Here is a 14134-nt window from a genome sequence, read left to right as displayed (position 1 = left end):
TCATAAGTGCCGCCTTTGAATTCGTGCTCAATAGCCGCACGATTTTCTTGGGAGGAAAACAAAATGAGAAACCTTACAACATCCGCGGCTTTGGCGGCCCTTTCCATTGGTGCGGCAGCGTCCGCACAGGCGGAAGAATGGAACGTGTCTTTGTGGGGCAAGCAGCGTGCTTTTACAGAGCACGTCGAAAAGCTGGCCGAACTGGTATCTGAAAAGACAAACGGCGAATTCACGTTGAACATCAGTTACGGAGGTTTGTCCAAAAACCGCGAAAACCTTGATGGGATCGCTATTGGCGCCTTTGAGATGGCACAATTCTGCGCAGGCTATCACCGCGACAAAAATCCATCCATCACCGTTCTGGAATTGCCGTTCTTGGGGGTGTCGTCGCTGGAACAGGAAATAGCGCTGTCGATGGCTGTGTACCAGCATCCCGCGACTGTTGCGGATCTTGCGCGGTGGAATGCCACGCTTTTGATGCCATCGCCATTGCCGCAATACAACATCGTCGGTGTGGGCGATGCCCCCGCCACATTGGCTGATTTCGACGGGCTCAGCGTGCGGGCCACTGGTGGTATCGGTGCGGCGATGGAAACGGTGGGTGCCGTGCCCACATCCATGTCTGCATCAGAAGTCCGTCAGGCCATGGATTCAGGCGTGGTGAAGGCCGTCGCCTTCGCGCCACATGCGCATATGTCTTTTGGCACCATCGAAAATGCAAAGTGGTGGACCAAGAACCTGAACCCCGGCACGGTGAATTGTCCGGTTGTTGTCAATTCCGATGCGCTGGACAGCCTGTCGGATGCGCACCGCGACGCCTTGTTAGGGTCCGTTGATGCGGCATTGGATCACTATGTTGCTAACTACAATGGTGCGACGATGGATGCATGGGGGCCTGCTTTGGAAGATCGCGGCATCACTGTTGTGACTTTTCCGGATGCCGAACTGGCCAGCTTTAAAGACGCCGCTGCGGTGCCTGCGGCGACTGCGTGGATCAAACAAAGCACATCTGCGGGGCTGCCCGGCCAAGAGCTGTATGATCTGGTTACAGGCATGATTGCCAAAGACCAGTAACCGCACAACAGCCTCGCGTCGTTTGGATGCGGGGCTGTTTCCTATTTCTGCATAAATTTTAGGGGGCCATTATGGCAACGGCGTCACTTGTGCTGTCTGACGACAGCGCACTCAGCAAATGCGACCACGGGCTTTTGCGCCTTGAACGCATTTTTGCATTGGTCAGCGGGATCAGTGTCTTTGGGCTTATGGTTTTGGCGGTGATTTCTGTGACGGGACGCAATGCGATGAACACGCCACTGCCGGGTTATGTCGACTGGATTGAACAGGCCATGCCGCTGATCGCCTTCATGGGGGTGTCTTATGTCATGCGCGAAGGCGGCCACATCCGAATGGACATTGTGGTGGGCAAATTGCGGGGGCGTCTTTTGTATTCGGTCGAACTGATCACCACGCTGTGTGTGCTTATGCTGATGATCCTGCTTGTTTGGGGAAGTTGGTCGCATTTTGATCGCAGCTTTGATTTTGCCGCCCCCCTTTGGAGCCGCGACAGTTCCATGGATATTTCGGTGCCTTTGTGGCCCGCCAAGCTGATGGCGCCTTTGGCGTTCAGTGTGTTGTGCGCCCGACTGTGTTTGCAGCTCTGGGCCTACAGTCGCGCCATCATCACAGGCACTGCAATCGCGGTGCCACTGATTGCGGACGCCGCCACGCAGGCCCGCATGGAAGCAGATCAATTGGAAGGACAAGACTGATGGAACCAATTGATATTGGATTGTGGGTCACTGGCGGCATGCTGGTGTTGGTCATTTTGGGGATGCGCGTGGCTTTTGCAGCCGGTCTGGCCGGAATGTTAGGGTTGATCTGGATATTCTGGGCCAAGAAAGACTATGGGTTGGATGATTTTGGCTGGGCCTTGGGGGTTGCGGTCAAAACCGCGGGTCAGGTGCCGCATTCAAAGGTTTCAAGTCAGGCGTTGTCCCTGATCCCGACGTTTATCCTGATCGGGTATCTGGCGTATTACGCTGGTTTGACAAAAGCCCTGTTCGAAGCGGCCAAGCGCTGGATTGCATGGGTGCCGGGCGGTTTGGCGGTGTCGACTGTGTTTGCCACAGCCGGGTTTGCTGCTGTTTCTGGCGCGTCCGTGGCGACCTCTGCGGTCTTCGCACGCATCGCCATCCCCGAGATGCTGAAGATCGGCTACAACAAACAATTCGCGGCAGGCGTCGTGGCCGCAGGTGGCACTTTGGCGTCGCTTATTCCGCCCTCTGCGATCCTTGTGATCTACGCGATCATCGTGGAACAGGATGTGGGCAAGCTTTTGCTGGCGGGTTTCATTCCCGGCGCGTTCTCCGCTTTGGTGTATGCAGGTTTGATCATTGGCATTGCGGTGACCTTCAAAACAGTGGGCCCGCCGGTGCGGGGCTTCACATGGCGCGAGCGTTTCGCGTCCCTGCCCCCGGCCCTGCCGATTGTTTTTGTGGTCGTGACAATCATCTGTTTTGTCTACAACCCGTTCGGCGGAGATGCGTGGGGGACGCCTACAGAAGGTGGCGCGATTGGGGCCTTTGTAGTGTTTCTGATGGCGCTTTGGCAGGGCATGCGCTGGCCTCAACTGCGTGATGCGTTGTTGGAAACCGCGAAGCTAAGCGTGATGATCTTCACCATCATTTGGGGTGTTCTGATCTATGTGCGTTTCTTGGGGTTCGCAGACTTGCCAAGTGCATTTTCGGATTGGATCACGTCGCTGACGATGTCGCCCATGGTGATCCTGATTTGTATTCTGCTGGCCTATGCCGTGCTGGGCATGTTCATGGATGCCATCGGTATGCTGCTTTTGACGCTGCCTGTGGTTTACCCCGCCGTCATGGCCTTGAATGGCGGTGAATCAGTGAGTGCTGCAGACAGCGCATTTGGAATGTCAGGCCCGATGTGTGCGATCTGGTTTGGTATTTTGGTGGTCAAAATGGCAGAGTTTTGTCTGATCACACCGCCCATTGGCCTCAACTGCTTTGTTGTGGCAGGTGTGCGGGATGATCTGAGCGTACAAGATGTGTTCAAAGGTGTGACACCTTTCTTCTTGGCGGATGCCGTGACCATTGCCCTATTGGTGGCCTTTCCTGGCATCGTGCTCTGGTTGCCAAGTTTAGCCTAGCAGCCTGATGTCAGGGGGGGACGTCAGTTGATGCCCCCCAACCCCCCAATGCGGTCACGCGCGACTTGTCGGGCGATGGTCCATGACATGGCAAGCCCGGTGATCACAGCCAATGCAATCGCGTAGCGCACGCCTGCCAAGCCGAAGTCGAATACAGATGTCAGAACCCAGATGAACAGCGCGATCCCGATGATTTGCCGGTAAATCCCGATCCACATGGTCCAATGGGCTTTCTTCAATGCCTGTAGCAAGGAATTGACGGAAAACAGCACCACATAGAGCGGCAGGATCACGGCCTCAACTTTCAAAAACAACGCACCGGCAGCAATCACATCAGGGTCGCTTGAGAAGAAAGCCGTCGCATAGCCGCCACCAAACCACAAAAACGGAAAGGCGAGGCCTGTGGCGATCACGCCAAGACCCCAACACCGCCGAAAGGCTTCACGAACCCGATCGTTGTGCCCTGCCCCGTAGTTTTGTGCGGCAATCGGGACCAAAGCAGCCGTTATCCCCAAAGCCGGCAACAAAAATATCTGCTCAACGCGCAAGGATATGCCGTATGCGGCCAATGCGTCGGGGCCATAGGCCTTAAGCGCAAACTGGACGATAAACCCGCTGGCAAAGGTCACAAGCAACGCAAAGCCTGCTGGAAACGCTTGTGCCGCAATGGTTTTGTAAGTGGTAAAATTTGGACGGAAGTCGGATATGGTCACATCATCCATCACACTGCGCCCAAAAACTTTGTGTAACAAAAACAATGCCACTCCGGACTGGCTGACAGCCGTGGCCAACGCGATGCCATTGAACCCCAGTCCGGATACAACACCGGGAATCCCGTACATCAGCAAAGGGTTCAGGCCGATGTTGGCAAAAAATGCCACCATCAGTGCCCGTTGCATCGACACTGTATCGCCATGGGCTTGCAACACACCGTTGCAGGCATAGGCCAGAATAAATGCGGGCAGCGCCAGCAGCAGCCAGTTGAAATAATCCTGACCTGCGTCGCGGTAGGCCCCTGCCTCAGATACAATCGCGATCAATGAAGAACCAAGGCTTAGGCCGATTGCGATCATTGTCATGACGGCCAGAACCGCAAAGCTGATCCCTTGCGCCACCAGTCCTTTGGCTTCTGAAGTTGCTTTTCGGCCTTTTGCGTTGCCGACAAGAGCGCTCATGGCGGACCCAAGTCCGAACCCCACAGCCACCAGAATGAAAAAAGCCTGAAAGCCGACAGTTTGCCCCGCCTGAGCCTGCGTGCCGAAATAGCCTGCATAGAATGTGTCTACGACATTATAGAGGGTCGCAAAAAGCATTCCCATCGCAGCGGGCCATGCCACACGTCGAAAATGCCCCGATATCGGGCCAATTGTCAGGTCTGCGTCGATCATGGAACAGCATTCTTATCAAAGGTGTCAGAACGAAAAAGCGGCGCCCGAACAGGACGCCGCTTTGGACAATCAATCAAGCGTCAAACGCGTTAGAGACCCCATTTTTCAGCAGTGGCCTTGAAAAACCCTTGGGCTTTTTTCAATTCGACCCAGCTGTTGATGTAGTTGATCCAAACCTGATCGGATTGGGGCAACAACATCGCGATGGGGGTTGGTGCACGCGCTTCAGACACGTCGATCTGGCGCAGGTCCTGGAATTTCTCAAGCAGGGTCGCACCTTCGATGTTAGATGTGATGAAGGCGTCTGCGCGGCCCGACAGGACCTCTTGGTAGCCACGCGCAGGCGCTTCCACGACGATGATTTCCGCATTCGGGAACCATTCGCGCACGTTTTTCTCAAAGCTGGTGCCAAGTGTCGTGGCCACTTTCACATCCGTTTGGTTGATAGACTCCCAGCTGTCGAAACGGTCGGCCTTGTCGGCCATCGTAAAGGGCAGCATTTCAACCGAGATATAGCTTTCGGAATAACCAGCCGCTTTCAGACGCGCCGGGCTGATCGAGGCAGACCCCGTCATGTGATAGTTGCCCGCCACAACGCCGTTCACCAGTGTCTTCCAGTCCGTGGGCACCATTTCCAGTTCAACCCCCAAATCGGCGGCCAGTTGCGTCATGATGTCGATGTCATAGCCTTTGTAGGAATTCGTTGCCGGATCGCGCACCGACATCGGGTTCCAGTCCCCCGTTGTGCCGACTTTCAAGACACCGCCGCTGAGGATTTCGTTCAATGCCGATTGCGCACTGGCAGGCACAGCCAGCACTGACATGGCAAATGCGGCTGCAAGCCCAAGGCTTTTGATGATTTTCATAATGTCGTCCCCGTTGGTTGACGTTAAGGTGTCTTATGTTTGCTCAACTGAGCGTGTTAAGGCTTTGTCGGAATAGCAAGTAGGGGCAGATTTATCAAACATTTGGGGGAAGGGTCCATGTCACAAAAAGGTCCCGCAATAGAAATTACCGGCCTAAACAAGTGGTACGGTGACTATCAGGCGCTGAAAGACATCGATCTGACGGTGGCGCATGGTGAGCGTATTGTGGTCTGTGGGCCATCAGGCTCTGGTAAATCAACGTTGATCCGCTGCGTGAATTCATTGGAGGCACATGATCACGGAAATATCATCGTGGACGGTATCGAAATGCAAGATACTGCATCCATTGACGCGATCCGGTCCGAAGTTGGTATGGTTTTTCAACAATTCAACCTGTTTCCGCATCTGACAATTTTGCAAAACCTGACCCTTGGCCCTATCAAAGCGCGTGGCTTGTCCAAGCGCGACGCCGAAGACCGAGCGATGCAATATCTGGAACGTGTGCGCATTCCCGATCAGGCCCACAAACGCCCCAACGCTTTGTCTGGCGGCCAACAACAGCGTGTGGCGATTGCCAGATCGCTGTGTATGGAACCCAAGATCATGCTGTTTGACGAACCAACCTCTGCGCTGGACCCTGAAATGATATCCGAGGTTCTGGATGTGATTGTGGATTTGGCCGAAGATGGCATGACGATGATCTGTGTCACCCATGAAATGGGCTTTGCCCGCCGTGCCGCGGATCGCATGATCTTTATGGACCATGGCGAGATCATCGAAACCGGCACGCCTGAACAGTTTTTTGATGCGCCCAAGACTGAGCGATGCAAAAAGTTCCTAAGCCAGATTTTGCAGCATTGAGGCCCGCTATGATGAAACGCTTTGCTTTGCTGTCTGTGTTTGTGGTGCTGACGGGATGCGCGGCCACTCCAGGCACTTGGGGCTGGTATGTGATCGACCCCAGCACACCCAAAGGCATGTCCAACATCACCTTTCTTCTGAACGGATTTGGCGCGACCATTTTGCTGTCGGTTATTGCTGCGGTTCTGTCGATGGTGATCGGTCTGATGGTCGCCCTGCCTGGCATGTCCGACAACAGATGGATCAGATTGCCGTCGCGGATCTATATCGAATTTGTGCGCGCCATCCCGCTTTTGCCGATGCTGTTCTGGGTGTTTTATGGCCTGCCCGTGGTGCTGAAATCCATGGGCATCAGCGTCAGCATTGACGCGTTTTGGGGGGCAATCATCACCTTGGCCATCTCTGACAGCGCGTTTACAGCAGAAATCTACCGGTCTGGCATCCAATCCATCAGTAAAGGGCAAACCGAAGCGGCCAAAACCGTCGGGCTGAACTATCGCCAAACCATGCGTTACGTGATCTTGCCCCAAGCCATCAAACGCATTTTGCCGCCGCTTGCGAACCAGTTTATCTACATCGTGAAAATGTCGGCTTTTGCATCCGTTATCGGAATGCAGGAATTGACACGGCGGGCGAATGAACTGGTGGTCACCGAATATCGGCCTTTGGAAATCTACACGTTGTTGATCTTGGAGTACCTTGTGTTGGTCCTGATCATCAGCTTCTTTGTACGTTGGTTAGAACGGAAAATGGGATCAGACGAAAGCCGCTGATCGGTGCAATTTTGAAGGGAAAAGGCATGAGCTGGACAAAATTCATGGGCGAAAACGTGGACCGCATCGGTGCGTTGCAAAAGCAGACACCGGGTATGTTTTCGGGGTTCAATGCGATGGGACAAGCGGCCAAACGGTCTGGCGCTTTGGACGAGAAAACCAAAGAACTCATTGCCCTTGGTATCGCAATTTCCACCCGCTGTGACAGTTGCATCGCCTTCCATGTCAAATCGCTGGTGCGTTTGAAAACCACCCGTGAAGAACTGTGTGAGGCGCTGGAAATGATCGGGTACATGGGCGGCGGCCCCTCTATCGCATATGGGGCAAAAGCACTGGAAGCCTACGACGAGTTTACCGCTTAAGCGCCCAAGCCTTGTGTCGAAAATTTTGCGTCAAAAAGATTGCGACGCAGCCCCAACCCTGTTCTGAATAGATCACCGGACATATGGGGCACATGATGCAAAAATATACGGCTGCGCATTGGGGCGCTTATGAAATCCACGGGGTCGGTGATGCGACCAGGCTAAAGCCCCTGCCCCGTGATCCTCATCCCTCTACCATCGGCGAAGGTTGGCTGGATGCTGTGCGTGATACAAACACCCGCATCGCGCGCCCCGCTGTCCGGGAAGGCTGGTTGAAACATCGTGACCGGGCGCGATCGGGCGATGCAGCCTTTGTCGAAGTGCCTTGGGATGAGGCGCTGGATTTGGCGGGTGACGCGCTGAAATCTGTGATCGAGACCTATGGCAATCAGGCGATTTACGCAGGGTCTTACGGTTGGTCCGCCGCCGGCCGCTTCCATCACGCACAAAGCCAGATGCGGCGTTTCTTGAACACTATTGGCGGCTTTACCGGATCGGTGAATACCTATTCCTACGCGGGTGCAGAAGTGCTTTGGCCGCATATCGTCGGTCAATCCAACATGTATTTTCAAAACGACATGACCAGTTGGCCCGTGGTGGCCGAGCAATGCGATCTATTTGTAGCTTTCGGAGGCATCGCCAAACGCGCAGCCCAAGTCACATCCGCGGGCACAACAGCCCATGAAACGCAAGTTTGGCTGGACCGCGCTGTGGCGCGGGGATGTCGGGTGGTGAATATTTCACCGTTGGGGACAGACACCGAAACCCAGACCCGGGCCGAATGGATGGCACCCCGCCCCGGCACAGATTGTGCACTGATCTTGGCGCTTGCCTTCGAGGTATTTCGCAATGGTCACGCCAATTCAGATTTTCTAAACAGATGCACCACCGGCGCCCAGCGTTTCGAAGACTACGTCAAAGGGTCGGATGGCATCCCCAAAACACCGGAATGGGCAGCGCAAATTTGCGATGTTCCTGCGCAGGACATACGTGATCTTGCGCATCGCATGGGCACATCAAAAACGATGATCAACATGGCATGGTCCATGCAACGTGCTGAAGGCGGCGAAATCACAATCTGGGGGGGCTTGTGTCTGGCGTGTGTATTGGGCCAGATCGGATTGCCGGGCACCGGTTTCGGATACGGGTACGGATCAACGGAATCTGTGGGACGCCCGCATAAGGTCTACAATTGGCCGTCAGTGCCGCAAGGACAAAACCCGGTACAGGATTACATCCCTGTGGCGCGTGTGACAGACATGTTGGAAAGCCCAGGCGGTTCATATTCCTACAACGGGCAAGCGCGAACATATCCGGATGCCAAACTGGTGTGGTGGTCCGGCGGCAATCCGTTTCACCACCATCAAGATTTGATCCGTTTGGATAAGGCGTGGCGCAGCCCGCAAACTGTTGTTGTTATGGACCACAGTTGGACGGCGACGGCCCGCCGCGCTGATATTGTTTTGCCAACGACCTCTGCGCTGGAACGCGATGATATCATGATAAACCGTCTGGAAACTGCGATGCTGTATATGTCCTCTGCAGTGTCGCCTTACGGCCAGTCGCGTGATGACTACGATATTTTTTCAGACCTGTCCCTGCGTTTTGGAACGCAGGCGGCCTTCTCGGAAGGTCGATCAGCTGAGGAGTGGCAGCATACTTTGTGGCAAGCCTGCCAAACCGCCGGATCATCGCAGGGTATCGAATTGCCCGATTGGACATCGTTCAAAACACAAGGCCTGTTCGATTTTTCAGGGACAGGCAGACGGCAAATCCAGATGGAGGCGTTCCGGAAAGACCCGGATACGCATCGCCGCGCCACGCACAGCGGGCGTATCGAAATGGAAAGTGCGACCGTCGCGGCAATGCAGCTTGACGATTGCCCCGCGTCGCCGGAATGGCGCATGCCTGTGGAAAGCCTGTGCGATGCGGCACAGGGGCAGTTCCATTTGCTTTCAGGGCAACCCGACACCCGTCTGCACAGTCAGAACGATACAGGCGGTCCGTCAAAGCGCAGCAAATCGCAGGGACGCGAAGTCTGCACAGTGCATCCCGACGCCGCTACGGCGCATGGGGTTGTGAATGGGGACACCGTAAAGGTGTTCAATGATCGTGGCGCGTGTTTGGCAGGGGTTCGGATCAGCGCTCATATGCGCCCCGATTGTATCTCATTGCCCACCGGGGCTTGGCTGGATTTACGCGAAGTGGATGGCGAAGTGATGTGTGTGCACGGCAATCCTAATGTTTTGACGCGTGATGTAGGATCAACGCAATTGAGCCAAGGCAACATTGCACATTCGGCTTTGGTGCGGATGGTCAAATGGGACGGTGAACTGCCCGAAATTCGGGTACACAGCCTGCCGCGATTTGTGTCAGCTACCTGAAACAAAAGATTGCGTTACAGGGCCAAGCAGGCAATGTTGCACGCCACTGATCACGTGCCGCAAATAGGTCCCCGATGTTGATATTTTTCAAAGAACGCTTGGCGTTTCTATCTGTTCCTAAAACGGGAACGACAGCTTACGAGACGGCATTGCGCGGGCGTGCGGATATGGTGATTTCTGAGCCACCGATGCTGAAACATGCGCCGGTTTATCGCTACAACCGTTTTGTGCGGCCGATGTTTTTAAAGGTATGTGATGTTGAACTGGAACTGATGGCTGTGATGCGCGAACCTGTCAGCTGGTTGGGCAGTTGGTGGCGCTACCGCCAACGTGACTTCATGAAAGGCAAACCCAATGCAACGCATGGGATCAGCTTTGACGATTTCGTTTTGGCCTATATGAAAGGCAACAAACCGGGATTTGCCGATGTTGGGGCGCAGTCGAAATTTCTGGAAGCGCAACCAAATGGCACTGGCATCACGCATTTGTTCAAATATGAAGACCAGCCCAAGCTGCAAGACTTTTTGACCAACCGTCTTGGGGTGACTTTTGATCTTGCGCGCGAAAACGTGTCGCCTGCGGTGCCTCAAGACCTGTCTGCCGATGTGGAAATGCGGTTCAAGCGTAAATTCGATGCTGAATTTGCACTGTATAACAGCATTTCTTGATGGAAAATGCAGGTATTTGGCGTCTTTGATACCCTGAAATTGCTAGTGCAATTGGCGATGCACCGTTTCCGTCAAATCGTTTAGCGAAAACGGTTTGGGCAAGAACACTGAGTTGGGAATTTTGTTTTTGGCATCGCTGAATTTGTCCTCAGCATAACCGGATACAAAGACAACACGCACATCGGGGCGGTCTTGCAAGGCTTCACGGACCCAACTTGGACCATCCTTGCCCGGCATCACAACATCCGTCACGAACAAATCGACATTCAATGACTGGTCTTCCAATGTCTTCAATGCCGTTTCGGCGGAATCGGCCTCTAGGACTGTATAGCCGCGCAAGCGCAACGCACGGCTGGCAAAGGCGCGCACAGGGGCTTCGTCTTCTACCAGCAGAATGACACCATCGCCGTGATTTGGCACCTCTTTGGGTTTTGCGCGGCGCGCCACTTCGGGTTTGGGTACGACTGCGTCAAGCACAGGGAAATAAAGGGTAAAGCACGTGCCCTCGCCCAACTTGCTATCGACAAAAATATACCCGCCTGTTTGTTTGACGATGCCGTACGCCGTGGACAGGCCCAATCCCGTACCTTCCCCTGTTCGTTTGGTTGTGAAAAACGGCTCAAACACTTTTTGCAGCTTGTCTGGTGCGATACCGACGCCTTCATCATTGACGCGAACAGTTACATAGGATCCCGCTGGCACACTGACCTGCCCGCGATCCAGCGGTTGCGTTAGCGTTTCGCATTCAGTGACGATACGAATTTCTCCGCCGTCTGGCATTGCGTCGCGCGCGTTGACCACAAGGTTCATAAGCACCTGTTCCAACTGGCGTTTGTCAGCACGGATGGATTGCAGCACCGGATCGTGGCTTAGGGTCAGGGTCACTGTTTCCCCCACCAAGCGGTTCAAAAGATGGGTGAGATCTGCCAGAGTGTCGCGCATATCCAACACTTCGGGCCGCAAGGTTTGTTTGCGCGAGAACGCCAACAACTGCCCAACCAAGGCTGCAGCACGATTGGCATTCTGATTGATCTGAATAAGGTCGCTATAGTCGGCGTCGCCTTGGTCATGGCGCAAAAGCAACAAATCGCAATGCCCGGAAATCGCAGTCAGAAGGTTGTTGAAATCATGCGCCACGCCACCGGCCAATTGTCCGATGGCTTGCATTTTCTGGCTTTGCACGAATTGCGCTTCCAAAGTCTTAAGTTCGGTGGCATCCGTCAAAACAGCAATCAACGAAGCCTCACCATCTTCGGTGACACGGTTCAAAGCGACTTGAACAAACATTTCCTTGTCAGCACGCTTCAGACGCAAAAATTCGGAATGTTGCACCGCACGGCCTGATAATGTTTCCGACAACCAGTCTGAAATCGGGCGTCCCAACCCTTCCATCAGCTCCGACAGGTGGACGTCTTCATCCAAACCGACCCCAATCAAAGCATAGGCAGTCTTGTTAAAAGCGCGGACTTGCCCGTCGGCTGCCACCCGCAAAAGTGGCACTGGCAAAGCTTCAAAGGATGACCATAATGGGTCATTCTGAGAGGCATCTGCAACGGGTAAAATATACAAAGCGCGACGTCCCGCGCCAGCTTCCACACAGGCAAATTGCACATCGACGGGGCCAGACCCAGTCGTCAATACCGCCGGGGTCCCAAGGGTCAGTGGCGTTTCGCCTATCAGATCATTCAGGGATTTGACGCGTTGTCCGACCAAACGGCGTGCGGCATCGTTCATGAATAAAATTGCGTTGCTTCGACCTATCATAAGCATTGGCAAAAGCGGACCGTCGCTGCCACGGCCTGCTGCTGGTTCGGGCACATCCTCCATGCGCCACAAAAACGCATCGGTGCCCATTTGATGCACAGACAGGCGCACATGGCCTTTGCGGGTCACTATATCTTCTCGCGCGGCCCCATTGGCTTCGGCCAAAGCCTTGAGACGAAAAAGAATACCGCCGGGATTTGCAAATGTATTACGGAGGGTCCCGGCAAGTGTTTCGCCTTCTACAGCCCCGAACTGCTTACGCCCGGCTTCATTTATGCTGCGCACTTCTCCGTCTGGACAGACTACAAAACTGGGTGATGCGTCTTTTTCGATAAAGTCCGCAATCGTTCCATAGGCCGACTTGCGCGATCGTTGCCGCTTGAAGGATAAGGCGAACATCACGATGCCCACCACCGCCAAAGTGGCTGATGCCGTGACCAGCCCAAGCTGGATGCGGCCCAATGGCGCCAAAACACCCATCGCCCCAAGCAACACAGACGCGACCAAAAGGCTGCGCAACCGGCCTTTGGCACTTTCAGAGAACTTGCTCATAGATCCTGTCGTCAGTGTGCTGTCGTACAAAGGATGCCCTCACATTGGTCGAATCGTTCCTGCATTTGTCGCGCAGAAACGGTTAATCGGGTCTTAACCGGTCCATTGGTCTTCGCCATTCGGGCCAGAGCAGACGCTGATTTGCCGCAATTGTTACTGTGAGGTTAGACTAGCTTGGAAAATGTCGCGTGAAAGAACCCATCTGAGGCATCGCTGACGCTAATGCGCGTCTGATCGGTGCAGTTCCATACCGGATTTCGCGCCACAAAGGCGTCTGCCCTATCTTCGTTTTCGCAGCGCAAAACCGAACATGTCGCAAAGACCAACTGCCCGCCCGGTGCCACATGCTGTTGGGCTTGGTCCAGAATCTCATCTTGGGTTTTTGTCAGCCCTGACAAAGCATCCTGCGTCAAAGTCCATTTGCCAGCGGGGCTGCGCCGCCATGCACCGCTGCCCGAACAAGGCGCGTCGCACAAAACAACATCGAACACTGCATCGGGCGAAAGCGTATCTGGCGTTTCCACCATAATCTGTACCCCTGCGCGAACTGCACGGTCTGGCAGATCAGACATTCGCGCAACATTCAGATCATGGGCTGTGACCTGATGCCCAAGAGCCGCAAGCGCCAAGGCTTTACCACCGCCACCCGCACAGTAGTCCAGAACTTTCAGGGACGACCCTTGCACATTGCTTGCAATCGCTTGGCTCGCCGCGTCTTGAAGTTCGACCATCCCGTGCAAATAGGGCTGTGAATTGCGCAGCTTTCGCGGGCCTTCGGTGATGGTCAATGCCGTGTCGCAGACCGGGTTCGGCTGGGTTTCAATGCCCTCAATTGCCAATTCAGCAGCGACATCAGACGGCGTGGTGCGTGCAACATTCACACGCAAAGTGATGGGCGCACGGTTTTGCAATTGATGCGCCGCGGCTTCGGCCCTGTCGCCCAAGGACCACTCAAATTCCGGAATGAGCCATTCGGGCAGGTTCCACTGATCGCTTTGGGCTTCGGGGGTTTGACCGGCCGCGCGTTCTGCGTCGCTTAGAGGTGACGGGGCGTGGCCTGCAGCATTAAAAATCTGATCAAGATCCGCGTTTTGTGCGCGCAACCGGCCCAGCATCAACTGCCGCCCTGATGCCCCGCCGCCGCGCACCCTGTCGCTTGCCAAATTGCGCTGCACGTCAAAAACATGGTCCCGTACTGCCGCACGATCCTTGGACCCGGCAAACCGTGATCCCCGTGCCCAATTCGTCAGGGCCCGTTCCACAGGGGTTCCTTCCGCGATCATATCCAAAATTTCAATCGCAGCAGAGACGCGGGCGCCGGGGGTCATGGTGGTTTACCTTAAGTTT

General features: G+C 54.7%; 12 protein-coding genes. 8 read left to right on the top strand and 4 right to left on the bottom strand.

Translation table 11 applies throughout. The features are described 5' to 3' along the window. The first annotated feature begins 63 nt into the window (after positions 1–63). From ASD8599_RS10490 to ASD8599_RS10480, 3 genes are all read left to right on the top strand, one after another. A complete protein-coding gene (locus tag ASD8599_RS10490) occupies positions 64–1074 on the top strand; it encodes a C4-dicarboxylate TRAP transporter substrate-binding protein (RefSeq protein ID WP_108828471.1) in 1011 nt (336 codons plus the stop codon). 71 nt (positions 1075–1145) lie between these two features. Beyond that, on the top strand, positions 1146–1769 hold the full coding sequence (locus ASD8599_RS10485; RefSeq protein WP_108828470.1) for a TRAP transporter small permease subunit: 624 nt from the start codon (positions 1146–1148) through the stop codon (positions 1767–1769). Next, complete coding sequence (locus tag ASD8599_RS10480; protein ID WP_108828469.1) at positions 1769–3169, top strand: TRAP transporter large permease; 1401 nt, start codon at positions 1769–1771, stop codon at positions 3167–3169. Before ASD8599_RS10485 ends, ASD8599_RS10480 begins: the two co-directional genes overlap by 1 nt. A gap of 23 nt (positions 3170–3192) precedes the next feature. Here ASD8599_RS10480 and ASD8599_RS10475 read toward each other — a convergent pair whose 3' ends face one another. Both ASD8599_RS10475 and ASD8599_RS10470 read right to left on the bottom strand, forming a co-directional pair. Further along, a complete protein-coding gene (locus ASD8599_RS10475) occupies positions 3193–4557 on the bottom strand; it encodes an MATE family efflux transporter (RefSeq protein ID WP_108828468.1) in 1365 nt (454 codons plus the stop codon). Positions 4558–4646: 89 nt separating this feature from the next. After that, positions 4647–5423 carry a transporter substrate-binding domain-containing protein gene (locus ASD8599_RS10470; protein WP_108828467.1) on the bottom strand — a complete coding sequence of 259 codons (777 nt, stop codon included), beginning with the start codon at positions 5421–5423 and terminating at the stop codon, positions 4647–4649. Between the two features lie 117 nt (positions 5424–5540). Here ASD8599_RS10470 and ASD8599_RS10465 point away from each other — a divergent pair, with 117 nt between their 5' ends. From ASD8599_RS10465 to ASD8599_RS10445, 5 genes are all read left to right on the top strand, one after another. Further along, a complete protein-coding gene (locus tag ASD8599_RS10465) occupies positions 5541–6284 on the top strand; it encodes an amino acid ABC transporter ATP-binding protein (protein WP_108828466.1) in 744 nt (247 codons plus the stop codon). 11 nt (positions 6285–6295) lie between these two features. Next, a complete protein-coding gene (locus ASD8599_RS10460; RefSeq protein WP_108830126.1) occupies positions 6296–7057 on the top strand; it encodes an amino acid ABC transporter permease in 762 nt (253 codons plus the stop codon). Between the two features lie 26 nt (positions 7058–7083). Next, positions 7084–7419 (top strand): carboxymuconolactone decarboxylase family protein, encoded by a 336-nt coding sequence (locus tag ASD8599_RS10455; RefSeq protein ID WP_108828465.1) that lies wholly within the window; start codon positions 7084–7086, stop codon positions 7417–7419. A gap of 95 nt (positions 7420–7514) precedes the next feature. Further along, positions 7515–9803 carry a molybdopterin-dependent oxidoreductase gene (locus ASD8599_RS10450; RefSeq protein WP_181364463.1) on the top strand — a complete coding sequence of 763 codons (2289 nt, stop codon included), beginning with the start codon at positions 7515–7517 and terminating at the stop codon, positions 9801–9803. Positions 9804–9877: 74 nt separating this feature from the next. Beyond that, complete coding sequence (locus tag ASD8599_RS10445; protein ID WP_108828463.1) at positions 9878–10471, top strand: gamma-glutamyl kinase; 594 nt, start codon at positions 9878–9880, stop codon at positions 10469–10471. Positions 10472–10513: 42 nt separating this feature from the next. Here ASD8599_RS10445 and ASD8599_RS10440 read toward each other — a convergent pair whose 3' ends face one another. Together ASD8599_RS10440 and ASD8599_RS10435 are read right to left on the bottom strand one after the other, a co-directional pair. Continuing rightward, positions 10514–12787 carry a hybrid sensor histidine kinase/response regulator gene (locus ASD8599_RS10440; RefSeq protein WP_108828462.1) on the bottom strand — a complete coding sequence of 758 codons (2274 nt, stop codon included), beginning with the start codon at positions 12785–12787 and terminating at the stop codon, positions 10514–10516. A 164-nt stretch (positions 12788–12951) separates the two neighbouring features. Continuing rightward, the gene (locus ASD8599_RS10435) at positions 12952–14115 is read right to left on the bottom strand and encodes an RsmB/NOP family class I SAM-dependent RNA methyltransferase (protein WP_108828461.1); all 1164 of its coding nucleotides are present in this window, start codon (positions 14113–14115) and stop codon (positions 12952–12954) included. Positions 14116–14134: the final 19 nt, after the last annotated feature.

This window comes from Ascidiaceihabitans donghaensis, assembly GCF_900302465.1.
GTDB lineage: Bacteria > Pseudomonadota > Alphaproteobacteria > Rhodobacterales > Rhodobacteraceae > Ascidiaceihabitans > Ascidiaceihabitans donghaensis.
The sequence above is the reverse complement of the archived record's forward strand: the minus strand, read 5'-3'. Positions and strand labels throughout refer to the sequence as shown.

Excerpts from the sequence above, each read along its gene's own strand:
- ASD8599_RS10490 (WP_108828471.1), top strand. The coding sequence starts at position 64 with ATGAGAAACCTTACAACATCCGCGGCTTTGGCGGCCCTTTCCATTGGT.
- ASD8599_RS10485 (WP_108828470.1), top strand. The coding sequence starts at position 1,146 with ATGGCAACGGCGTCACTTGTGCTGTCTGACGACAGCGCACTCAGCAAA.
- ASD8599_RS10480 (WP_108828469.1), top strand. The coding sequence starts at position 1,769 with ATGGAACCAATTGATATTGGATTGTGGGTCACTGGCGGCATGCTGGTG.
- ASD8599_RS10475 (WP_108828468.1), bottom strand. The coding sequence starts at position 4,557 with ATGATCGACGCAGACCTGACAATTGGCCCGATATCGGGGCATTTTCGA.
- ASD8599_RS10470 (WP_108828467.1), bottom strand. The coding sequence starts at position 5,423 with ATGAAAATCATCAAAAGCCTTGGGCTTGCAGCCGCATTTGCCATGTCA.
- ASD8599_RS10465 (WP_108828466.1), top strand. The coding sequence starts at position 5,541 with ATGTCACAAAAAGGTCCCGCAATAGAAATTACCGGCCTAAACAAGTGG.
- ASD8599_RS10460 (WP_108830126.1), top strand. The coding sequence starts at position 6,296 with ATGAAACGCTTTGCTTTGCTGTCTGTGTTTGTGGTGCTGACGGGATGC.
- ASD8599_RS10455 (WP_108828465.1), top strand. The coding sequence starts at position 7,084 with ATGAGCTGGACAAAATTCATGGGCGAAAACGTGGACCGCATCGGTGCG.
- ASD8599_RS10450 (WP_181364463.1), top strand. The coding sequence starts at position 7,515 with ATGCAAAAATATACGGCTGCGCATTGGGGCGCTTATGAAATCCACGGG.
- ASD8599_RS10445 (WP_108828463.1), top strand. The coding sequence starts at position 9,878 with ATGTTGATATTTTTCAAAGAACGCTTGGCGTTTCTATCTGTTCCTAAA.
- ASD8599_RS10440 (WP_108828462.1), bottom strand. The coding sequence starts at position 12,787 with ATGAGCAAGTTCTCTGAAAGTGCCAAAGGCCGGTTGCGCAGCCTTTTG.
- ASD8599_RS10435 (WP_108828461.1), bottom strand. The coding sequence starts at position 14,115 with ATGACCCCCGGCGCCCGCGTCTCTGCTGCGATTGAAATTTTGGATATG.